We start from the raw sequence: 21,088 nt of genomic DNA, 5'->3' as shown, positions 1-21,088 counted from the left end.
TGAGCTTAATGAAGCTAACTTCGCAAATCCATCTAAGAGTATCCTTGAACAGTTAAACGTTACATCGATGGATCTGGAAGGATGCTAAGTTCCATCTGATCAAGCGGTTGTATTATTAAAGAATAACTTATAAAGGAGTGCATCCTATGAAGCAGCCTACCCGTTTTATTAGATTCCTAGGCGGACGCGATCTTATTTTCGCTTTGGTTATCTTAATCTTCATTGGAATTACTATTTTTATTTACAATAAGATTTCCTTTATTTTCCACCCGGTGATTGTCATATTATCAACAATTGGAGCGCCGATTATTCTTGCCTTTATTGCTTACTATATAATGAATCCGATTGTCAATCTCCTAGAAAGACTACATATTAAGCGGATATGGGGAATTATCATTATTATTTTGGGGATCGGCGGACTAATAACCGGTCTTGTTTTCCTCGTCGCCCCATCCATAGAAAAACAGATTAATGATTTGATTGTCGACATTCCAATCTATTTGAAGCAGATGGGAGAAGAAATAAATGATTGGGTCGACCATTCCTTTATTGGTCCTTATTATGATGAAGGATACAAATGGGTTACAACAACCTTAAGTGATTTGCCAAATAAAATCAGTGGATATTTAGGTGGTGCTTACGAAGGTATCTTGAGCATAGCCAGCACACTGACACATGTGTTTGTTGCACTGTTTACCTTTCCGTTTGTTCTGTTCTTCCTATTAAAGGACAGCGCAAAATTCAAGACCTATTACTTGCAGTTGATTCCACCAAAATATAGAGATGATGCGGATCAGGTCCTTAAAAATATAGATGTACAAGTAGGGTCTTATATACGTGGCCAAATTATCGTTGCTACTTGTATCGGTATCCTATTGTACATTGGCTATTTGATCATTGGTTTGGATTATGCAATCACATTAGCCATTGTAGCTGCTGTAACAAGTGTTGTTCCTTACCTTGGACCAATGATTGCTGTTTCTCCAGCCATTATTATCGCTTTAGTGGACTCCCCATTTATGCTTGTAAAGCTAGCAATCGTATGGGCAGCAGTTCAGTTTTTGGAGGGTCACTTTATTTCACCTAATATTATGGGGCATACGATGAAAATTCATCCGATTACCATCATGTTCATATTACTTGTCGGAGGAAATTTATTTGGGGTTGTTGGTGTAATTCTTGGTATTCCTGGTTATGCAATCTTAAAAGTAATTGTCGCCCACTTTTTTGGTAAGTTCAAACAACGATATGACAAATATTATGGAGAAGATGCTGGAGCTTATCAAATGGATGAACAAGCTCATAAATAAGAATGCAGGCATGTTCAATAGAAAAAATACTCTCGGATAAAGTTGAAATACTGTCGCATAGTAGAAAATACTCTCGGATAATAGAAAATACTCGCGTATAAAAGTAGAATACTCTCGTATAAAATGGGGTAGCTTAATGCAAAAAATCCATTTGATAGCTTCGATCTTTAAATGTACCAGTGGCATTTAGATTCATATTTTTTAAGATGCGTGAGGCTGTGTTCAAGTTATCAATTTGTAAAAATGCTCGACAATCTCGATTCTTTATCGCTTTCTCCATGATGAGAAACCATTCGCGTATGGTTTGAATATGAGCCAAAGGATTATTTTTCCGGCACTGAGGACAATGCCAAGACCGAGGTATCTTGTTCATGCCGATATACTTGCAGGTTGGACAAATGACGCCAGTTTGAATATCCTCTTTTGGGATGGAGTAGTTTTCGCAAATAGGTGGAGGAATATACTCTTGATGGCTTTTTAAAAGTTTGTTCGTTAGAAGATCAAGCATATGGATATCAAGTTTTTTTTGATAATGCGAGAGAGTATGAATATAGGGTGGGATTAAATTAGGAAATAATATTTTTATATTTTGGGGTGGCACTTTGACTATTTGCTTTGGATAAGCCAAAACGATAACACCAAGAACTGGGAGATGGATGTTTTGCTGGTGGAACCATTCCCGGAGTAAAGCCATATTCCGTTCTAATTGGGTGGCAGGGCTCTCAAAGCTATCTACTTTGCCGCTAAATTTTTCGCGAATTAATTGCGGAGGATTTTCCTTGAAAGTTAAAATTCCTGATATATTCTTCACTTCAAAAATTACGGCAAAGGCTTGTGTGAGAAAGGTTGTATCTAATTGGAATTTAGCACTTGTATGAAGAGACAAATCGTGGAAAATGCGATGTTCCATCTGGAAAGAATGGGTTCGGAAGATCTGCTCCACTCTTTTCTCTCCAGCTATACCTGCCTTTTTCGACTGGTATTTACTGAAAATGAGTGAATACTGAGGATGATCTGTAGATAACCGATTTAATGTTGCTTTTAATCCCTGAAGTGCTAGTGATTCTGCTGGAAATTTAACATTAATGGCAACAACACCTCCATTTGATATTGCTGTTATTCTATCACACGATTAGAAAAAGATCGATAAAAAGTCAGATTCAAATTGAGATACTGTCATATGCAGGAAAATACTGTCGTATAATGAAAAATACTGTCGTATAGAGACAAAATACTCTCGTATAATAAAATTTTTCTCTCTATGCTATAATAAAGCGTATGAATTTTAATAGAGGAGATTCTAAAATTGATGGAGTGGAAAAATATATTTCGCGGCTTTCTTATGGGAACAACGGATTTAATACCAGGTGTGAGCGGAGGGACGGTTGCTTTCGTTCTTGGAATCTATGATCGGTTATTATCAGCGATTAGCGGTTTTTTTAGCCGAGATTGGAAAAAGCATATTGGCTTTTTGCTCCCGCTTGCACTTGGAATGGGAACAGCAATAATTGTCCTCAGTAAGGGGATCGATTATTTACTGTCGGAGCATAAAGAGCCCACGCAGTTTCTTTTCATGGGGCTTGTGTTGGGTGTTTTACCTTATCTGATGAAACAAGCAGAAGTGAAAAAGAACTTTTCAGCTAAGCATTATATTGTTTTAGTCATCATGGGGATACTTCTTGCTTCCTTGGGATTTTTCAAAACGCAAGAAGATGTTGATCCCATTACGACACTAAACATGTCTACTACGATCGGGTTATTTTTTTCAGGGTGGTTAGCGAGTATGGCGATGCTCTTGCCAGGAATTAGCGGCTCCTTTGTTCTGCTGTTATTAGGTGTGTATTCAACAGCGATCAATGCGCTTTCGACTTTTAATATTCCCTTGATTATTACGATTGGAGCTGGGGTAATCGTTGGTTTTGTGGTGAGTAGTAAAGGGATCCAATATCTACTCTCCCGTTCTTCACATATGACATATGCGGTCATTATTGGCATGATTGTCGGTTCCGTATTTGTTATCTATCCAGGTATGGCAAGTGGGACAACCCTTGTCATCAGCATCTTCACTTTTATAATTGGGCTTGGTCTTTCTTTTTCCATTAGTCTAGTAAGAAAGGCTTAATAAACATTTAATCAAATGTTTGATTAAGAGTGAAATCATAAAAAAATCCGCTAGAGGAGGATATCTAGCGGATTTTTTAATTAAATAGTAGATAAGGAGCAGGTATTATTTAAGAAAGATCGAAGTTTATCAATGGGAGGTTTACTAGAATGGATAGCCCTTTTCGTTTCAAAAAAAATGAGACTGAAGAAATAATTAATCGTTTTGGAGAGGATTTCCACAATAAAGTTTTGAGAGATATTGAAGTTTATGCTGATAAGTGGAATTTAACCTCATTTCAATTCATTCCTTCATATTCTGCAAACTTAGTTTTTAAATGTTATTCGGATAACCTTGGAAATGCCGTACTTAAAATAGGCAATCCATCTTTCGGGGAGATATTTAAAGAATTTTATACTCTGTCTGAATATAACGGCAAGAGATTTTGTAGGGTATTTAAAGATGATATTAAGAATGGCGTCATTCTTGAAGAGCGTGTGCAGCCTGGGCAACCACTAAGGGCTGAGAAGTCTCTCGATAAAAGACTGGCTATTTTTTGTTCTTTATATAAAGGATTACATATTCCCCCCACTCAGGAGGACATATATCCGACTTATATAGAGTGGGTCGATCGGATAACAGACTATATGAGTAGACGCAATGATTGTCAAGAGTTATATGGGCATATGAAAAAGGCAAGAGAGATATGTTCATCGCTCTCTGCTTTGTATTCGCAAAAGGTACTGCTTCACGGAGACTTTCATCACGATAATATTCTCCTTGGTAAGGATAGTGAGTATGTAATCATCGATCCTAAAGGTGTAATAGGTGATCCCGTCTTTGATGTTTCCCGTTTTATATTAAATGAATTTGATGATGAAAAAGATGAAGCAACATACAAAAAAATAAACCATATCATCCATTTTTTTGAAAAAGAACTTCATATTCCTGAAAAGATTATAAGACAATGCCTATATGTGGAAACGGTTATGGGAGTATGCTGGTGTATAGAAGATGGTGAAGAATATACGGATTTTATAAAAGATATTGCTTTGGCCGAATCCATTTTGAATGAGAAAATAGCATTTTAAATGGGGAAAAAGAAATAGAAGCTAGGCTTTTACAAAAAAACGAACCAGTAAGGCGCATATACTCAACACCGGAAGTATACATCGTTTTTCATGGTCCTCTCGGGATTTTGCCGAACTCTTATTTCTACATATACTTTAATGCGTTGTTCGGCTTTGGCGCTTAGAATTTCATACCTTGCGCCACGCAAGATGCAAGTCAAAATAGCGTTGCGCCATGAGTGCGCAACGCTATTTCTTCTATTAAAAATTAAAATCGACTTCTTGTTCTTCTTGTTCTTCAACGCCTTTCATATAGTTGATGCGGCGTTGAGCAGCGGCTTGACCTACTTGCTCATCTGCGTGATAGGATGAGCGGACAAGTGGGCCGGATTCACAATGGCTAAAGCCTTTGGAAAGAGCAATTTCCTTTAATTCAGCGAATTCGTCAGGATGATAATAACGAACGACATTTAGATGCTTTTTCGTTGGTTGTAGGTATTGGCCAATTGTCATAATATCGACATTGTGAGCACGAAGATCATCCATGGCTTGAATGATTTCTTCTTTGGTTTCACCAAGCCCCACCATGATGCTTGATTTTGTGGGTGTTTTTGGGGCGATTTCTTTTACTCGCTGTAAAAGTTGGAGTGAGCGACGATAGGTTGCTTTCGCACGAACCTTTGGTGTTAAGCGCTCCACGGTTTCGATATTATGGTTGAAAATTTCTGGTTCACTGGACATTAAGGTGTGAAGACTTTCATAGTCTCCCTTCATGTCAGATGGTAAGATTTCAATTGTACATCCAGGATTCTTCCGGCGGATCGCTCTAACGGTTTCGGCAAATACAGCAGCTCCACCATCATTTAAGTCATCACGGGCAACCGCTGTAACCACGACATGCTTTAAGCCCATAATTTCTACGGAATCGGCAACTCTTTCTGGCTCGCCCCAATCTAGCTCATTTGGAAGTCCCGTTTTGACTGCACAAAAACGGCATCCCCTTGTGCATGTATCTCCAAGGATCATAAAGGTAGCTGTTTTTCTCTCACTCCAGCACTCATGAATATTAGGACAACGCGCTTCTTCACAGACTGTATTTAAACGTTGACCGCGCATTAACTTTTTTAAGCCCATATAAGATTCATTCGTATTAATTTTTGTTTTCAACCATTCTGGTTTTCTAATATATTCTTGTTTATCGATTGCCATTATGCCTGCACCTTCTTTTGAAATTTTAGATTCCAGTCATCTGAACGATACTTTGATTCTGCTAGAGCCCGTACTTCTTCCCATTGGGAGTCACTGAGTTCAAATGGGGTAAACTGTAAGTCCAATCCAGTTTCGAATCCCTTTGTAAACGCAGCAACTGCCTGATCGTATGTAATGTTTCTTCTGCTCGCTTCATTCATAGAGATGGCCTTATTTGCAAAAGCCTTTCTTTTTCGGGCACGCATCTCTTCTGTTGAAAAGGCGAATAAATCAAAGAGCATGTCTTGATCGATTGTAAAAGGTAAGGAACCATGTTGCATCAAAACGCCCATTTTTCTTGTCTGAGCATGGCCAGATATTTTCTTCCCATCGACAAGCATTTCATAATCGGATGGTCTTTCAAAACAAACAGCAGACCGTTCCTCTATAAAATGATCTTCAGGCATAGAAAACTGTGCTTGGATGCCTAATTCTTTAAATCCTGCAAAGATCCCTTGGGCCAATGCATGATAGGCTTTCCGAATCGAATCTTCTATATAGGGTTTTCGTTCAGAAACAACAAGGCTGTAAGTACATTCATCATCATGTAGCACAGCACTTCCTCCAGTTAGACGACGGACAAATTGGCACCCGTGTTGTTCAATACCGGGAAAATGAATTGTTCTTTCCTTTTGAAAATGACCAATGGATAGAGTGGGCTTTGACCAACCATAGAAACGAAGAACAGGTGGAATCAGATCTTGGCTATGCCAAAGGAGGAGACATTCATCCAATGCCATATTGATTGCTGCATCTTGATGTCCAGTATTGATAAGCCCCCAAGTATCTTTCATTTTGCTCAACTCCTAGATGAATTTAAAAATCATAGAAGGCCATGGCGTAAGTGATCGTTATCTAGTTTTTTCTATAAAAAATGCCATTCTTTTTTCAATACGAATCAATTTCATAATAGAAAATTCAGTATTAAAATCCGAACAATGTTGATTTCCGCTCCAATCAACTGGTGTGAAGTTTACAATAAGTATTTGAATCACCATAACGTTCGTGTTTTATCTCTTGATCCATAATTATGAAATTGACTCAAAACACATAAAAAGAACTGCATTTTCAAAGAAATGCAGTTCTTCATGAAAATCGTCTAAGACCTCATGTTTCCCACACTTCAGAGGATATCCTATATCTTTATCCCGAATTAACTGGCAGTAAAAACCCCCACTGAATGAAGTTTCACTTTATCTGCTAGAAGTATGGTAACAAATGTCAATCTAAAAGTACAGCTTTGTGATCGGGATGACAGGAATTGAACCTGCGACCCCTAGCACCCCATGCTAGTGCTCTACCAAGCTGAGCTACATCCCGATAATCGTGATACTAGCTCTTATTATAGTAGATGGCCCCTTGGAAAACAATCCCAAAACATTCATTGTTATGAACCGTCTTCAAGACTTCTTTTATACTGATCCAGCACTTTAGGGAGGATATTGGTGATGACGTCTTCTTCTAAACGGGATAATACGCCATCATCTTCATTTTCCTTTTTGATAGAGGAAACTTCTTTATGCAATTTCTCCATCTTTTTATCAAGATCTGCCGCAATAAATGCGGTGCTCTGCAGTTCCTTCGCCAGATGTTCTGGAATTTCCTTATCATATTTATAGTAAATTTTATGTTCAAGGCTTGCCCAAAAGTCCATCGCAATTGTACGAATTTGGATTTCGACATACGTATGCTCTGTGCGGTCAGTCATATAGATTGGAATTTGGACAATAAGATGTAAGCTTTGATAGCCATTGGGCTTGGGATTTTGAATATAATCCTTGTATTCTATAACGGTAATATCCTTTTGTTTGCCTAACATCTCAGCTAAAACATAAATATCTGAAATAAACGAACAAGTAATCCGCACCCCTGCAATGTCGCGAACATTCTCCTTAATAGTATTGAGGGCAAATGGATATCCTTTTCGCCTTATTTTATTAAAAATACTTTCAGGAGACTTCACCCGCGATTTTACATGTTCAATCGGGTTGTAGTCATGGAGATAATTAAATTCATCTGATAATATATTAATTTTTGTATTGATTTCATCACAAGCGAATTGATACGCCATCATAAATCGAGTGAGCTCGACTTTCATTTCTTTTACGAGTTGAATATCCAGTATTTGATCTTGTTTCATGAAGGTCTTCCTTTCTAGATGATCTTTTTAAAGATCGGATAAGCAAAATGCCCTCTTATATACTATATCGTACCATAACCAGCAAGATTTTTTTAGTAAATCCAATATCTTCCTTGTCTAGAGATAAGAAATATTATATACTACATTACAACACTAATGCACTAATTTTGAAGGGAGGTCCCTGGATGCTATTACACCAAGATGGCTCTAAACCCATTTATGTGCAGATTGCGGAATGGCTTGAAAATGAAATCATCGCAGAAACGTTCAAGAGTGATGAGAAAGTATACTCACAATATCAATTAGCAGAGATGTTTACGATTAATCCAGCGACAGCCGCAAAGGGGTTGAACATGCTAGTGGATGAGCAAATTTTATATAAAAAACGTGGACTCGGTATGTTTGTAACAAAGAATGCGAAGAAAGCCATATTGAAGAAGCGAAAGAGTGAGACATTAACGGGGCTTATTCATGAACTAGTTTTAGAAGCAAAGCGATTGGAAGTAGAGGAGAAGGACTTATTACAGATGGTTCAAGCGGTCATCAGGGGAGAGGAGGAGCAGAAATGAATGTGATTGAATGCAAAAAATTAGTGAAAAATTACGGGAGAACGTCAGTCTTAGAGGATGTAACTTTTACCATAGCAGGAGAGAAAATCACCGGACTAATCGGTAGAAACGGAGTTGGAAAAACTACGCTGTTAAAAATGATTGCTGGTTTTACTCACGAATCTGCCGGCGAGATCAAAGTGTTTTCTAGCAGACCTTTTAACAGCTTACTTGTTTCCGCTAATAGCGTTATGATCGACGATCAAATGACTTTTCCACCCTCATTACAATTGGATGAAATTTTGCAAGAAGGAGAGCGATTTTATGACAATTTCAATCTTGAATTAGCGAGGCGATTGCTAGAGTATTTCTCTTTATCAAAAACGGCTTATTATGAGCAGCTTTCAAAAGGAATGAGAAGTACCTTCAATATGATTTTTGGACTTTCTTCTCGATGTGCCTTAACGATTTACGATGAACCGACGACTGGGATGGACGCTGCGGTACGTAAGGATTTTTATCGGGCATTGCTTAAGGATTATGTAGCACATCCACGGACCATTATCCTCTCAAGCCATCATTTGAATGAAATAGAGGACTTGTTAGAGGATGTGTTGCTGATTCACGAAGGAAAAGTGTTGCAGCATTCATCGATTTCTGACTTGAAGGAATGGGCGATTGGTCTTCAAGGGAAAAAGTCGGCCATTGCTCGGTGGACTGAAGGACAAGAAATCGTGTATGAAAAAGAAATCGGCCCAGGACTTGGATATGCTGTGATCCGGAATAAATGGTCAGAAGCCACGATTCGTGCAGTCAAGCAGGAAAGAATTGAAGTAACACCTGTGTCAGCAAATGACCTTTGTATTTATTTAACAAACGGAGATAAGGGAGGGATCGATGATGTCTTTAATCGAAACGAGTCTCTCTGAAGTTGTTTGGAAACAATTTGTTTTTAAAAGTAAATCCTTTTTCACGACATTTGGTACCTTGGTGATTTTACAAGTTTTAGCGATATTCTTTTCGTCAGGAGGAAGTGGGTCATCTGGATTTCACGGTAGAGATCTTTCTGTTGAGCTCAACTATTATTCAGGTGATATTGTCGTTATATTTACCATCTTATGGACATTTTCTCTAGCCATTTTTACGACCACTAAAGCAACTCGATACGACGATTACGTCTTTGTAGGAAATCGACTAAGCAGCCATTTGGCGAATGTACTATTTCTACTAACAGCTAGTCTTATTGGAGGAATCTCTGCGACCTTATGTGGATTTATTGTGAGGATCATTGGCTATTTTTCTGATGATGTCATGATGGGTGGAGAGTTATTTCAGTCACCACTTGATTTTCTCCTCTCTATCGGTGCGATTAGCTTATATGGATTCCTGTTTGCCGCACTCGGTTATATATTTGGTATGATCATACAATTTCATCGAAGTTTTATCTTTTTGCTGCCTGTAATCTGTGTAGGAGTAATAATCGCCTCCGTGACAAGTGGCTATGATGAAGAGATGAAGGCTGTATTTGATTTTATTATGATGGAAACTCATTTCTGGATCTTTTTGTTGAAGGTATTACTCATCTCTGGAATTTTCTTTGTGGCAGCTATTCTTCTCTCAAATAAACTGGAGGTGAGGAAATGATAAATATCCTTTTATGGGGACTGCTTATTCCTCTTTTGCTTATTGGATTTTTGTATTGGAAGCTGATCCGAAATCTAGCAACAGGTAAAGGGGGCATTTTTAAAAATAAAAAGATCGTAAAAGTTCTAATCATCATTTATGCGACTGCTCTCATTCTCTCACCCATTATCTATGAATTTTTGCCGAAAACGAGTGAGGAGATTCCAAGGGTGCAGGATAAGAACTTGGACCAAAAAACGATGGAGCTTGAACAGGCGATCTATGATGGGCGGCTTGCTGATATTAATCCTGAGTATATTCGAGAAACTTGGCAGCAGCCATATGAGGGAAATGAGTTAAATCTACAACAAACAGTGGAGGAAACTGTCCCGATTGTTATAGAAAGAAAACAAGAGAATGATGGCATGATTGAAGGGAAATATATTGCGAGTGTGATCTATCAAGCATTGGATTTCTCTGACAAAATCAGGTCGATTGAATTTAACTTATCAGATGATACATTAAACCTTGAGGAAGTTGGCGAGTTTTTTGAATTTAAGGGGATTACAGTGGAAAGAGATTTGGTTCTCTCCCAATTTACAGAAAGTAGAAATATCTTTACTGAGGGCACGATAAGGCAAGTTCGTTTTATCTACCTACAAATCCCAAAAGATTTGCAGCTCCAAGTAAATGCTGATTTATCCTTCAATTACACGGGGGAAATGGAAGTAATTTATAATGTAGAGTAAGAATAATGAAAGACCTCCTGTTTTAAAAATCTCCAGTATGGCAATCATGCTAATGATTTTAAGAATAGGAGGTTTTTCTGTGAAAAAATTGTTGTGTGTCCTGCTAGTTATGGGGATAACATTAGCTGCTTGTAGTAGTGGAGAAGAGGCGGTGCCGCAAGTAGAGGAGGAGGCTATTCCTGTTAGTGGCCACGCAGATGTTGATGTAAAGATGATCAATTCTGAAGGAAAGGAAGTTGGCAAAGCGGCCCTCAAGGAAACAGTAGAAGGAGTACAAATCCACTTGCAGGCGAAAGACGTAGAGCCAGGGATAAAGGCGATTCATATTCATGAAACTGGAGTGTGTGAAGCACCGGATTTTACATCCGCAGGTGCTCATTTTAACACAGGTGAAAAAGAACATGGCTTTGAAAATCCAAAAGGTTTTCACATAGGGGATTTACCGAATATCGGAATTGAAGACGATGGTACGGTGAATGTCATGATCACGGCTCCAAATGTGACATTAAAGCATGACGAAGAGAACTCCTTGCTTGATGAGGACGGAAGTGCCCTTGTTATTCATGAAAAAGAAGATGATTATAAGACCGATCCTGCCGGAAATGCTGGCGATCGCATTGTCTGTGGTGTGATCGGCGGTAAGTAAAAATAAGCACATTATTTTGTTACTCAATGGAGTACAGAATAATGTGCTGTTTTTTTGATGGGTAAATTACCCATATTTGACATTTGTAGAGCAATTTGAGTCAATAATAGTACGAATTTGAGCATGCAGGGGTAATGAAAAACATTGAAAAAACATTAGTATATAAAGTAAGCCCTTTCAGAATACATAGAGGTGGAAAGATGGAAGAATGGTTAAGACCGAATTACCGAATGAAATCAATTGGAGAACAGGACTTTGCGTTCCACTCACACGCGCAGTTTGAGGTGTATTTCTTTCATCAAGGGGATTGTAAATATCTTATTCATCATTCCATTTATGATCTTCAGCCTGGAGATATTATTATTATGAATGGCTTAACAGCCCATCGCGCTAATCCATCTAAATTTGCCTTGTATGAACGAAGCGTGGTGCATTTTTCTCCGGATTGGATTTATCCAGTGATTGAGGAACTGCGGATGCCAGAATTGCTCTCTCCCTTCAAAGAAATGAATAATTGTTTGCTTCGCGGCCAAGATGAAGGAGAAAGAGAACGGATCTTACAATCGATGAAGACAATGGATCATCTGATGAATGAAGACTCCGCATTTATGATGAAGCCGGAAGTAGAGGCAGAATTAAAGATTTTACTCTTAACGATTTTGATGCAAATTTATAAGTTGAGTAAAAAAGAAAATCAACATCTAGCCATGCCGAAAAGCGAAAAGGTGCTTCATGTTGAAAAAATTGCTCATTTTATTCAGACACATTTTAAAAAGAGTATAAGTTTAGAAGATATTTCATCTGAATTGAATTTAAGTAAGTTTTATTTATCGAGAATTTTTAAGGAAGTAACGGGTACAACAGTGATGAATTACGTAATGACATGTCGTTTAAATCAAGTGAAATTTGACCTTGAAATGTACCCGGATCGAACCTTAGTGGAAATAGCAACAGAATCAGGTTTTGAGAGTCAGGCGCACTTCAGCCGTTTTTTCAAGCAAAGGGTAGGTATGACACCTTCTGTATATCGTAGACAAAAATTAAAATCATAGAGTAGGAGAGTGACAGAGATGGAAAAGAAATTTGCTGCACAATTATTTACAGTAAGAGAACAGTTAGCGGAGGGAATCACACCTGTTTTTCAAGAGATTAAAAAGATGGGCTGGGCAGGTGTACAGATTTCAGCTTTGCCACAAGGCTATGACCCACAAGAAGTTGCGGATGCTCTAAAGGACAATCAACTTGGCACAGCAGGAATGCATATTTCATTAGATCGTTTAGAGAATGATTTGGAGAATGTTGTGAAGGAAGCGGACTTATACGGGACGAAGGATATTGTTTGTCCATATTTACCGGCGGAATATCAAACAGAAGAAGGGTATAAAATCGTCCGAAAAAAATTAAATGATGTGGCTCATCAAGTTTCTGATTATCGTATTAGCTATCATAATCATGCCTTTGAATTTTCAACTGAAATAAATGGAATGTCAGCGCTTGAATACTTATTAGAGCCAGTTGCAGAAAACAAGGTTTTGGCGGAAGTTGACCTCTATTGGGTGAAAAAAGGCGGCCAGGATCCATTGTCCTTTATCCAGCCTTATGTGAATAGGATGCCAATTATCCATCTGAAGGATATGACCGATGATGAACAAGAAACATTCGCCGAAATTGGTACAGGAAAAATTGACTTTATTCCAATCTTGCAATGGGGTGAGAAATCGGGAGTAGAATGGTATGCGGTGGAACAAGATTCTTGTCCTGGAAACCCACTGGATAGTCTAGCTTTAAGCTTAGAGAACTTAATGAAATTGAAGGAAAAAATCTAAACTGCAAATCGAAGTGCTTTTTTCAGCCCTTTCGGAATAATGATGTTGTTAGATTCAGAATCATGTGTACAGGTTTAATAGGAAAATAAAGGGAGGCTTTTAACCATGACAAACGTAAAAGTAGGAATAATTGGACTGGGAAATATGGGGACAAATCACGCCAAACGCTTGTTCAATCGTGAAATTGACGGGGCTATCTTAACAGCTGTGTGCGATGTGCGTGAAGAACGAATGGTTAAAGCCAGAGAAGAATTCGGGGATCGAGTCAAACGCTTTTTAACGATTGATGATTTTTTTGCTGAAGCTGAGATCGATGGCGTGATTATTGCGACCCCACATTACGAGCACCCACCACTAGCGATTAGGGCTTTTGAAAAAGGGTGGCATGTTCTATGCGAAAAGCCTGCGGGCGTTTATACGAAAAATGTTCGCTTAATGAATGAGGCGGCTGCTAAAAGCGGAAAAGTGTTTAGTATGATGTTTAATCAACGGACAAATCCGCTTTATCAAAAAATGCGTGAGCTCATTCAGTCTGGTGAACTAGGTGAGATTAAGCGAACTAACTGGATTATTACCGATTGGTATCGGGCGCAAAGCTATTATGAATCAGGTGGCTGGCGTGCTACGTGGAAGGGCGAAGGCGGCGGTGTGATGCTGAATCAGTCTCCACATCAACTTGATTTATGGCAATGGATTACCGGAATGATGCCAACTAGGATTCGCTCGTTCTGTGGATTTGGAAAGTACCATGATATAGAAGTGGAAGACGATGTGACAGCTTATGTTGAATATGAAAATGGAGCAACAGGCTTATTTGTAACATCAACAGGGGAAGCGCCTGGTACGAACCGCTTTGAAGTGGCAGGTGATCGTGGAAAGCTCGTGATTGAGAACGGAAAATTAACCTTCTGGCGGCTAAGACAATCTGAGCGTGAATTCAATCAAACGTTTAGAGGCGGCTTTGGCGAACCGGAGTGCTGGAAAATGGAGATTCCGGTACGTGGCAAAAATAATCAGCATTTAGGGATTTTGGAAAATTGGGTGGATGCGATATTAAATGGTGCGGAACTATTAGCCCCAGGTGAAGAAGGAATTAAAAGCTTGGCCATTTCAAATGGTGTATACTTATCTAGCTGGTTAGATGACTGGGTGGACCTACCGATCGATGAAGATCTTTATCATGAAAAATTACAAGAGAAAATTGCCGCATCAACGTTTCGTAAACAGTCAGCAGATGATGTTACTTTAGATGTTAGTGGTACGCATTAAAAGCGAAAGGAGGGAGCTATATGTCAAAAGATGGAATGAACTATGCGCCAAAGGGTAAGCCCAATCGTGTCGTTGCAGAAGGAGAATTTGTGATGGCAGCGATGGCGCTTGATCACGGGCATATTTATGGGATGTGTAATGGACTAGTGGAAGCAGGCGCAACTTTAAAATGGGTATACGATCCTGACCCACAAAAGGTTGAAAAGTTTTTGGAAGCCTATCCAAATGTTCAGGCGGCGACAAGTGAAGAAGAGATTTTCCAGGATCCTGAGGTAAAGCTTGTGGCAGCGGCAGCGATTCCTAATCAACGTGGGCCCCTTGGTATTCGTGTTATGGATAGTGGAAAGGATTATTTTACGGATAAGACGCCTTTTACAACCTTGGAGCAATTGGAGGATGCCAAGGCAGCAGTTGAGCGAACAGGTCAGAAGTATATGGTCTATTATTCGGAAAGACTCCATGTAGAAAGTGCTGTTTTTGCCGGAGAGTTAATTGAACAAGGCGCGATTGGGCGTGTTATTCAAGTGACCAATCTAGCGCCACATCGACTGAGCGCACCGTCACGACCTGAATGGTTTTTTGAAAAGGAGAAGTATGGCGGCATTATTTGTGATATCGGCAGCCATCAGATTGAACAGTTCTTGTTTTATACAGGCAATACCGATGCAAAAGTGGTGCGCAGTCAGGTCGCAAATTACGCGAATAAGGATTACCCCGAATTAGAGGACTTTGGTGATTGTATAATTGTTGGCGAAAATGGGGCAAGTCATTATTGTCGTGTGGATTGGCTGACTCCAGACGGATCGGAAGTCTGGGGAGATGGGAGAACCATCATTCTTGGAACAAATGGATATATTGAAATCCGTAAATATATTGATGTAGGCCGTGAACGTGAAGGAAACCAGGTCTATCTCGTGAATCAAGAAGGTACCTATCATTATTCAGTAAAAGGCGAAGTTGGTTTTCCTTTCTTCGGTGAACTTATTTTAGATTGCTTAAATCGAACTGAAAATGCAATGACACAGGCACATGCCTTTAAAACGGCTGAACTTTGCCTGATCGCCCAGAAGGAAGCTGTAAGGTTAGAATAGAAAATATATTTTCAAACGGAAAACTCTGTTGGCCAATTTACTTGGCTAATAGAGTTTTTTAGGTTGGTTGATCAATAAATTAATTTTGTTATTTAATTTTTAAATAAATATTGATTTAAAAATTAATATGTATTAACATTATATTAAGAAATTAAATAAAAGGAGGGAAAGTGTGGGGTATCCATTAATTACAAACTGCCCAGTATGCTCACATAAGTTAAAGATTACGAAATTACAATGCGATCATTGCCATACAACAATTGAAAATGACTTCGAGCTATCAAGCTGGGCATCACTCACGCCGGAACAATTGCACTTTATTGGGGTCTTTTTGAAAAGTCGAGGAAATATTAAAGAAGTTGAAAAAGAATTAGGTATTTCTTACCCAACTGTCCGTGGAAAACTTAACGATGTGGTTGCAGCTCTTGGTTATCCCGAAAAGAAAGAAACGAAAAGTAAAACAGAGGAAAAACAGGTGATCACCATGCTAGAAAATGGCGAAATCACCGCAGAAGAGGCTTTACGACGATTAAAGGATGAATAAAAGAGGGGGATGATTGGCATGAAAGAGGAAATCAAAAAAATCTTAGCGATGATGGAAGAAAGGAAATTAGACTCAGAAGAGGCAACAGCTTTGATTCAAGCTTTGCAAGAGAAAGAAGAGTCGGTAGCGAAAGTGGAACGCACGGATTATTTAAGTAAATCCTTAAAGATCCGCGTCATAGACGAAGACGATAAAGTAAATGTGAACTTGCCATTGCGGCTGGTGAAGGCCGTTTTACAATCTGGATTAAGTATAGCATCTAAAATCCCTGAATCTGCCAGATATGTTGAGGGAATTGATAAAATTGATGTGGATCTTATATTAGAAGCAATTGAGCATGAAGCAGAAGGTCAGATTGTCGATATTGCGAGTGGCGATGGCGAACAAGTTTCAATCGTGATTGAGTAAGAGCGCTCATGTTGAAAATCACGATTGGTCAAGAAAATCAAAAACCTAGGACTTTCCACGTGCCCTATTTTATTCTCAGAGCTGGGGGGCGGCTTGCGACAACAAAACTATTGTGGAAGCTGATCGAATCTAGAGTAAAACAAAAGCAAGAAAAAACAGACGTTCCATCGTTTTCCCTAGATCAAATAGATTGGAAGGACCTTCAACCAATCGTAAAAGAAATAAAGAATTATCAAGGATTAACCATCGTTGATATCCAAGATAAAAATGGGCAAGCGATTAGAATTGAACTTTGAGTTCTTCTCCCCTTTTATATAAAAGGGGAGAAGGATTTTTGCGTATAGAGTAGAATATGTATATAGACCAAAAAAGAGGTGATGAAGTGAAACAGAAGGAAAGAACAGTTCCAATTGTGATACTAATATTAGAGGCATTACAAAAGAGACTTTTAGAAGGCCACCCAGCTAGGGTCCAAGTTAAGGAAGAATTAGGTAGGCGCTCTGCCGGATATCGAGGCGAACAGATTTTAGATTACTACGCGAAATACCTTCCCCTACAAAAACACCACTTTATTTTTCACGATCTTCGATTGCCCATCTCCAGTGAAGCTTTTTTTCAAATTGACACACTTATCTTAACCCCATATTATCTTTTAATTTTTGAAGGAAAACATATGGCAGGGAAATTGTTTTTTGACCCAAAACAATTAATACGAGAGTTAAATAATGTGGAAGAATCGTTTCCGAATCCTATTGTCCAAGTAAAAAACCAACAATATTTTTTAAAAGTATTGTTGGAGAAGTACTCCTTCCCCTTTCTCCCATGCAAAGCCTTCGTTGTGATTACCAATTCAAAATCCATTATTTTGCCAAACCCCGACTATAAGGAAGTATTAGAAACAGTCATTCGACCACAAGCATTAAGATTTGGTTTTGAACTTGTCGGAAAAAAACATGCCAAGCCAATTTTGAGTGATAATGAGTTAGTGAAAATCTCAGAGCTTTTACTACGGCTGCATACACCAGATGAACCGGACGTATTAGGTCAGTATGGGCTGAATAAAGTGAAATGATGCGGGTATTTACTGTGAAGAATGTGGGGAGTTTTCTGTTAAAAGACTCAAACGCTTCTGGAGATGTCACATTTGTAGTAAAAAAGCTGATAAAGCGTTTATTCAATCACTGATCGATTATCGCTTATTAATTCGTACAACCATAACCAATCGAGAATTTCGTGAGTTTTTTGGCGTTGATTCTATTCATACCGCATCCAAACTGCTCAACTCTTTAAACTTGCCAACTAGAGGTGAACGAAGACATCGAAAATATGAATTATCATTAGATTACCTACTAAGCCTGCTTTGAAGGAAACGAAGCAACAGCTAATAGAACGAGAGCAACGGCTAATAACAAGACTTTACCGGCAAATAGAGTGCCTGCGATGACTAATAGGCTAAGCGCCTGCTTCTAACGGCTAATAGAGCAAAACGGAGACAATAAATAAAGCCATTCGGCTATTGTAGATGCAAGATTGTCGCTGAAAAGGGTCAACAGCTAAAAGAACGAGAGCAACGGCTAATAGCAAGACTTTACCGGCAAATAGAATGCCTGCGATGGCTAATAAAATAAGCGCCAAGGCTAATAGCCTGCTTCTGACGGCTAATGGAGCAAAACGGAGACAATAAATAAAGCCATTCGGCTATTATAGATGCAAGATTGCCGTTGAAAAGGGTCAACGGCTAATAGAACGAGAGCAACGGCTAATAGCAAGACTTTACCGGCAAATAGAGTGCCTGCGTTGGCTAATAGAATAAGCGCCAAGGCTAATAGTCTCCTTCTAACGGCTAATAGAGCAAAACGGAGGCAATAAATAAAGCCATTCAGCTATTGTAGATGCAAGATTGCCGTTGAAAAGGGTCAACGGCTAATAGCCGTTGCAAATCGCCTGCTCTAAAGTGTATCCAAATGAGCAATAGGCCTTCTTGGAAGGAAAACATTCCAGCAAGGCTTGCCGTTTTGCCATCTAAAAAAGAGCTTTTATTTTAAAAAGCTCTTTTTTTAAGGGATTGTATTTATCACTATTTTGCGGTGTGCAGCAAAATTGGGATTTTCTTAGTAACCAGTTTTATAATGATGTATAAGCTGTAGCCAATCACGGCTCCCGAAGTATTAAACACTAAATCATCCAAGGTTCCACGTCTTGTCATTGTAAAGAAGGTTTGAATCAATTCGATGGTTAAAGAGGAAGCAAATCCTAACAAAACGATCGTCCATAACCGCTGGCAATGCTGAAATAATAAGGGAGTAAATAGCCCTAAAGGAATGAATAAAGCAATATTACCAAGTGAATAGAGCATTTGTAGTTTGGGATTGGACATATTTTTTAATTCATAAAAGAGGTTGAAATCATAATGATAGGTTGTTTTTCCACCCCATATTCCGAATGGAATATTCCAATGGAATGGCTGCATGGTCAGGAATACGACAGATAAGAGATAGACAAAAAACAAATTGATAATCAATTCTCGAGACGAATCCACATATTTTTTCTTGTATCTTTTATGACGGTATAGGATCCAAAGAATACTGAATATACCGAGAATGACGAGTCCCTGCCACACATTAAGCTCTCCCTTATACTAGGATGTTTTTTCTTTTCCCGTCTCAATAGTAGCATAATAAATACGGCACCGGCTACAAAAAACTATAACATACGCAAGGAGGTACTCGTGATCCAATTAAGTAAAAAGCACAATCGAGGGCAAGTAATCCAAAGATAATCGGAACTTGGACGCCAATAAATTGTGGGAACCAGAGTAATGATTTGAAAACGGATACATTTTTTAAAATGATATGAATGTCCGAATGCTAATTAATATGGTCAGAAGAATAAAATTAGGAATGGCGATGAAAACCAAATTTTTAATCCATTTATTTTCTTGATGTCTGATTGGGGCGCCCATAAAAATACCAGCAAGTAAAATAGAAACAATAGCAGTCATACCTGTAATCTTGACAGCCAAAAACCAATTATTGGTCAGGAATCCGGTAATAAGTGAAATGAGGGAAATGGCTATCCCAAGTGTTAGTGATTTATTCACATTTCACACCCCCTAAGTCTACTGTATGCATAGAAGAATGGAAGGTTATCGGATGAGTTGAGAAAGTATAAAATTTTCCTTGGGATTGCTTTGGAACTGAGTGTAGCTTAAGGCACCATTGGCTCAGAACACTTGCTTGTCGAAGGTAGTGGGCTCCTTGCGCTTTTCTTATGGTTAGTGGATAACTAGATTATGGGCCAGCGCCCGACCCCAAGAGAAGCAACAGGACGTCGCGAATTTAGCCATCAAGACGCTTACGCTTTCTTGTGCAAAATAAAAAAGCTGCCGAGCATTCTCGACAGCTTTATGTTCAAAAGAACACTTTTTATTTTTCTAACGTCCAAACATGTTGACGATCTTTAACTTTTTCTTCGCCTTTATGTTCGATTGTGACAGTATAAGCTTTTAGGTCAGGAAGTTTATCTCCTTGTTGAAGCTCCACGCGTTCTGGATTTTTAACTTTTCCGCCGCCATGACCTGCTTCCACATAAGTACCTGTTACGGGTGCTGTGTCACCTGGTTTGTAAAATTGGTTCATAATGTATTTCCCTCACTTTAGATAGATTGCACAATATAAAGACATTATAACAAACAATGCATATAAAAAGCCAACTCAATTGTAAAAGATTAAATTTTACAAAAAGTAATCTCTATTATCAACCTAGATGACGCCCCGCATTTTGGCACATTCTTTACAATATTTTACTTAAAAATTCTTGTGTACGTTCATTTTGTGGATCGTCAAAAATTTGGGTTGGGTTACCTTTTTCCATGATAATGCCCTCATCCATAAATACAACACGATCTCCAACTTCGCGTGCAAAGCCCATTTCATGTGTCACGACTACCATGGTCATTCCATCTTCTGCGAGGTCCTTCATGACTTGTAGGACATCGCCCACCAATTCAGGGTCTAAGGCAGAGGTTGGTTCATCAAAAAGCATAACCTTTGGATTCATTGCTAATGCGCGAGCAATGGCGACACGTTGTTTTTGCCCACCTGATAAGCTTTGAGGAAAGACTTGGGCTTTATCAGAAAGTCCAACCTTCTCTAATAAAGGCTCAGCAATTTTCTCAGCATCTGATGTGGACATCCTCTTCACCTTTTGTGGACCCAATATAATATTTTCTAATACCGTTTTATGGGGGAAAAGATTAAAATGCTGAAAGACCATCCCAACTTGGGAACGAATATCATTAATGTTTACTGATGGATCGACGATATTTTCGCCATCAATGATCACTTCGCCCGATGTAATTTCCTCTAATAAATTAAGGCAGCGAAGAAAGGTACTTTTTCCAGAACCTGATGGTCCGATAACACAAACCACTTCATTTTCTTCAATTTCCATATCGATTCCTTTTAATACTTCCAATTTCCCAAAGCTTTTATGCAAATTATTTACTGTAATCAT

General features: G+C 38.7%; 26 protein-coding genes and 1 tRNA gene. 16 read left to right on the top strand and 11 right to left on the bottom strand.

The genetic code is table 11. The features are described from left to right. The first annotated feature begins 146 nt into the window (after positions 1 to 146). Positions 147 to 1,310, top strand: a complete 1,164-nt coding sequence (locus tag KI375_RS11960; protein ID WP_212973739.1) for an AI-2E family transporter — start codon at positions 147 to 149, stop codon at positions 1,308 to 1,310. Between the two features lie 133 nt (positions 1,311 to 1,443). Here KI375_RS11960 and KI375_RS11955 read toward each other — a convergent pair whose 3' ends face one another. Further along, positions 1,444 to 2,271 (bottom strand): nuclease-related domain-containing protein, encoded by an 828-nt coding sequence (locus tag KI375_RS11955; RefSeq protein ID WP_212973958.1) that lies wholly within the window; start codon positions 2,269 to 2,271, stop codon positions 1,444 to 1,446. A 348-nt stretch (positions 2,272 to 2,619) separates the two neighbouring features. Between KI375_RS11955 and KI375_RS11950 the strand changes: the two genes are divergently transcribed. Together KI375_RS11950 and KI375_RS11945 are read left to right on the top strand one after the other, a co-directional pair. Further along, positions 2,620 to 3,432, top strand: coding sequence for a DUF368 domain-containing protein (locus tag KI375_RS11950; RefSeq protein WP_212973957.1), 813 nt, complete (start codon positions 2,620 to 2,622; stop codon positions 3,430 to 3,432). A 149-nt stretch (positions 3,433 to 3,581) separates the two neighbouring features. Then, entirely contained in the window at positions 3,582 to 4,502 is a 921-nt protein-coding gene (locus tag KI375_RS11945) for an aminoglycoside phosphotransferase family protein (protein ID WP_212973738.1), read from the top strand. A 240-nt stretch (positions 4,503 to 4,742) separates the two neighbouring features. Here the strand turns inward: KI375_RS11945 and lipA are convergent, their stop codons facing one another. The 4 genes from lipA to KI375_RS11925 all read right to left on the bottom strand — a co-directional run bounded on the left by lipA (position 4,743) and on the right by KI375_RS11925 (position 7,869). Then, complete coding sequence (lipA, locus tag KI375_RS11940; RefSeq protein WP_207451229.1) at positions 4,743 to 5,690, bottom strand: lipoyl synthase; 948 nt, start codon at positions 5,688 to 5,690, stop codon at positions 4,743 to 4,745. Next, positions 5,690 to 6,523 (bottom strand): lipoate--protein ligase family protein, encoded by an 834-nt coding sequence (locus KI375_RS11935; RefSeq protein WP_212973737.1) that lies wholly within the window; start codon positions 6,521 to 6,523, stop codon positions 5,690 to 5,692. The genes lipA and KI375_RS11935 overlap by 1 nt, the downstream gene beginning before the upstream one ends. A gap of 452 nt (positions 6,524 to 6,975) precedes the next feature. Beyond that, a tRNA-Pro gene (locus KI375_RS11930) sits at positions 6,976 to 7,049 on the bottom strand. Between the two features lie 67 nt (positions 7,050 to 7,116). After that, positions 7,117 to 7,869 (bottom strand): GTP pyrophosphokinase, encoded by a 753-nt coding sequence (locus KI375_RS11925; protein WP_212973736.1) that lies wholly within the window; start codon positions 7,867 to 7,869, stop codon positions 7,117 to 7,119. A gap of 185 nt (positions 7,870 to 8,054) precedes the next feature. Between KI375_RS11925 and KI375_RS11920 the strand changes: the two genes are divergently transcribed. The 13 genes from KI375_RS11920 to KI375_RS11860 all read left to right on the top strand — a co-directional run bounded on the left by KI375_RS11920 (position 8,055) and on the right by KI375_RS11860 (position 17,645). Then, positions 8,055 to 8,438, top strand: coding sequence for a GntR family transcriptional regulator (locus KI375_RS11920; RefSeq protein ID WP_212973735.1), 384 nt, complete (start codon positions 8,055 to 8,057; stop codon positions 8,436 to 8,438). Next, positions 8,435 to 9,346: an ATP-binding cassette domain-containing protein gene (locus KI375_RS11915; protein WP_212973734.1), complete on the top strand. Its 912-nt coding sequence runs from the start codon at positions 8,435 to 8,437 to the stop codon at positions 9,344 to 9,346. Before KI375_RS11920 ends, KI375_RS11915 begins: the two co-directional genes overlap by 4 nt. Then, complete coding sequence (locus KI375_RS11910; RefSeq protein WP_212973733.1) at positions 9,318 to 10,061, top strand: hypothetical protein; 744 nt, start codon at positions 9,318 to 9,320, stop codon at positions 10,059 to 10,061. The genes KI375_RS11915 and KI375_RS11910 overlap by 29 nt, the downstream gene beginning before the upstream one ends. Continuing rightward, positions 10,058 to 10,789, top strand: a complete 732-nt coding sequence (locus KI375_RS11905) for a hypothetical protein (RefSeq protein WP_212973732.1) — start codon at positions 10,058 to 10,060, stop codon at positions 10,787 to 10,789. The genes KI375_RS11910 and KI375_RS11905 overlap by 4 nt, the downstream gene beginning before the upstream one ends. A 79-nt stretch (positions 10,790 to 10,868) precedes the next feature. Next, the gene (locus KI375_RS11900; protein WP_244852593.1) at positions 10,869 to 11,435 is read left to right on the top strand and encodes a superoxide dismutase family protein; all 567 of its coding nucleotides are present in this window, start codon (positions 10,869 to 10,871) and stop codon (positions 11,433 to 11,435) included. Positions 11,436 to 11,635: 200 nt separating this feature from the next. Beyond that, a complete protein-coding gene (locus KI375_RS11895) occupies positions 11,636 to 12,487 on the top strand; it encodes an AraC family transcriptional regulator (RefSeq protein WP_212973731.1) in 852 nt (283 codons plus the stop codon). A gap of 18 nt (positions 12,488 to 12,505) precedes the next feature. Beyond that, positions 12,506 to 13,261 (top strand): sugar phosphate isomerase/epimerase family protein, encoded by a 756-nt coding sequence (locus tag KI375_RS11890; protein ID WP_212973730.1) that lies wholly within the window; start codon positions 12,506 to 12,508, stop codon positions 13,259 to 13,261. Between the two features lie 105 nt (positions 13,262 to 13,366). After that, positions 13,367 to 14,530, top strand: coding sequence for a Gfo/Idh/MocA family protein (locus tag KI375_RS11885; protein WP_212973729.1), 1,164 nt, complete (start codon positions 13,367 to 13,369; stop codon positions 14,528 to 14,530). Between the two features lie 20 nt (positions 14,531 to 14,550). Further along, complete coding sequence (locus tag KI375_RS11880) at positions 14,551 to 15,621, top strand: Gfo/Idh/MocA family protein (protein WP_212973728.1); 1,071 nt, start codon at positions 14,551 to 14,553, stop codon at positions 15,619 to 15,621. Positions 15,622 to 15,793: 172 nt separating this feature from the next. Next, complete coding sequence (locus tag KI375_RS11875) at positions 15,794 to 16,165, top strand: DUF2089 domain-containing protein (RefSeq protein WP_212973727.1); 372 nt, start codon at positions 15,794 to 15,796, stop codon at positions 16,163 to 16,165. Positions 16,166 to 16,183: 18 nt separating this feature from the next. Beyond that, positions 16,184 to 16,573 carry a hypothetical protein gene (locus KI375_RS11870; protein WP_212973726.1) on the top strand — a complete coding sequence of 130 codons (390 nt, stop codon included), beginning with the start codon at positions 16,184 to 16,186 and terminating at the stop codon, positions 16,571 to 16,573. A gap of 8 nt (positions 16,574 to 16,581) precedes the next feature. After that, complete coding sequence (locus tag KI375_RS11865) at positions 16,582 to 16,869, top strand: hypothetical protein (RefSeq protein WP_212973725.1); 288 nt, start codon at positions 16,582 to 16,584, stop codon at positions 16,867 to 16,869. 86 nt (positions 16,870 to 16,955) lie between these two features. Beyond that, entirely contained in the window at positions 16,956 to 17,645 is a 690-nt protein-coding gene (locus KI375_RS11860; RefSeq protein ID WP_212973724.1) for a nuclease-related domain-containing protein, read from the top strand. Positions 17,646 to 18,046: 401 nt separating this feature from the next. Here KI375_RS11860 and KI375_RS11855 read toward each other — a convergent pair whose 3' ends face one another. From KI375_RS11855 to KI375_RS11830, 6 genes are all read right to left on the bottom strand, one after another. Next, on the bottom strand, positions 18,047 to 18,208 hold the full coding sequence (locus KI375_RS11855; RefSeq protein ID WP_212973723.1) for a hypothetical protein: 162 nt from the start codon (positions 18,206 to 18,208) through the stop codon (positions 18,047 to 18,049). A 23-nt stretch (positions 18,209 to 18,231) separates the two neighbouring features. Next, entirely contained in the window at positions 18,232 to 18,393 is a 162-nt protein-coding gene (locus tag KI375_RS11850) for a hypothetical protein (protein WP_212973722.1), read from the bottom strand. A gap of 257 nt (positions 18,394 to 18,650) precedes the next feature. Beyond that, positions 18,651 to 19,193, bottom strand: coding sequence for a VanZ family protein (locus tag KI375_RS11845; RefSeq protein WP_212973721.1), 543 nt, complete (start codon positions 19,191 to 19,193; stop codon positions 18,651 to 18,653). 222 nt (positions 19,194 to 19,415) lie between these two features. Beyond that, on the bottom strand, positions 19,416 to 19,673 hold the full coding sequence (locus KI375_RS11840; RefSeq protein ID WP_212973720.1) for a hypothetical protein: 258 nt from the start codon (positions 19,671 to 19,673) through the stop codon (positions 19,416 to 19,418). A 325-nt stretch (positions 19,674 to 19,998) separates the two neighbouring features. Continuing rightward, a complete protein-coding gene (locus KI375_RS11835; protein WP_207451272.1) occupies positions 19,999 to 20,211 on the bottom strand; it encodes a YjzC family protein in 213 nt (70 codons plus the stop codon). A 154-nt stretch (positions 20,212 to 20,365) separates the two neighbouring features. Further along, positions 20,366 to 21,088, bottom strand: coding sequence for an amino acid ABC transporter ATP-binding protein (locus tag KI375_RS11830; RefSeq protein ID WP_212973719.1), 723 nt, complete (start codon positions 21,086 to 21,088; stop codon positions 20,366 to 20,368).

It is taken from the genome of Bacillus sp. J14TS2 (assembly GCF_018333015.1).
In the GTDB taxonomy this organism is placed as follows: Bacteria; Bacillota; Bacilli; order Bacillales; family Bacillaceae_C; genus Lederbergia.
This window is presented reverse-complemented; position numbering and strand designations above follow the sequence as displayed.

Coding starts and splice junctions, on each gene's coding strand:
- KI375_RS11960 (WP_212973739.1), top strand. CDS start 147: ATGAAGCAGCCTACCCGTTTTATTAGATTCCTAGGCGGACGCGATCTT.
- KI375_RS11950 (WP_212973957.1), top strand. CDS start 2,620: ATGGAGTGGAAAAATATATTTCGCGGCTTTCTTATGGGAACAACGGAT.
- KI375_RS11945 (WP_212973738.1), top strand. CDS start 3,582: ATGGATAGCCCTTTTCGTTTCAAAAAAAATGAGACTGAAGAAATAATT.
- lipA (WP_207451229.1), bottom strand. CDS start 5,690: ATGGCAATCGATAAACAAGAATATATTAGAAAACCAGAATGGTTGAAA.
- KI375_RS11935 (WP_212973737.1), bottom strand. CDS start 6,523: ATGAAAGATACTTGGGGGCTTATCAATACTGGACATCAAGATGCAGCA.
- KI375_RS11925 (WP_212973736.1), bottom strand. CDS start 7,869: ATGAAACAAGATCAAATACTGGATATTCAACTCGTAAAAGAAATGAAA.
- KI375_RS11920 (WP_212973735.1), top strand. CDS start 8,055: ATGCTATTACACCAAGATGGCTCTAAACCCATTTATGTGCAGATTGCG.
- KI375_RS11915 (WP_212973734.1), top strand. CDS start 8,435: ATGAATGTGATTGAATGCAAAAAATTAGTGAAAAATTACGGGAGAACG.
- KI375_RS11910 (WP_212973733.1), top strand. CDS start 9,318: ATGTCTTTAATCGAAACGAGTCTCTCTGAAGTTGTTTGGAAACAATTT.
- KI375_RS11905 (WP_212973732.1), top strand. CDS start 10,058: ATGATAAATATCCTTTTATGGGGACTGCTTATTCCTCTTTTGCTTATT.
- KI375_RS11895 (WP_212973731.1), top strand. CDS start 11,636: ATGGAAGAATGGTTAAGACCGAATTACCGAATGAAATCAATTGGAGAA.
- KI375_RS11890 (WP_212973730.1), top strand. CDS start 12,506: ATGGAAAAGAAATTTGCTGCACAATTATTTACAGTAAGAGAACAGTTA.
- KI375_RS11885 (WP_212973729.1), top strand. CDS start 13,367: ATGACAAACGTAAAAGTAGGAATAATTGGACTGGGAAATATGGGGACA.
- KI375_RS11880 (WP_212973728.1), top strand. CDS start 14,551: ATGTCAAAAGATGGAATGAACTATGCGCCAAAGGGTAAGCCCAATCGT.
- KI375_RS11870 (WP_212973726.1), top strand. CDS start 16,184: ATGAAAGAGGAAATCAAAAAAATCTTAGCGATGATGGAAGAAAGGAAA.
- KI375_RS11865 (WP_212973725.1), top strand. CDS start 16,582: ATGTTGAAAATCACGATTGGTCAAGAAAATCAAAAACCTAGGACTTTC.
- KI375_RS11835 (WP_207451272.1), bottom strand. CDS start 20,211: ATGAACCAATTTTACAAACCAGGTGACACAGCACCCGTAACAGGTACT.
- KI375_RS11830 (WP_212973719.1), bottom strand. CDS start 21,088: ATGATTACAGTAAATAATTTGCATAAAAGCTTTGGGAAATTGGAAGTA.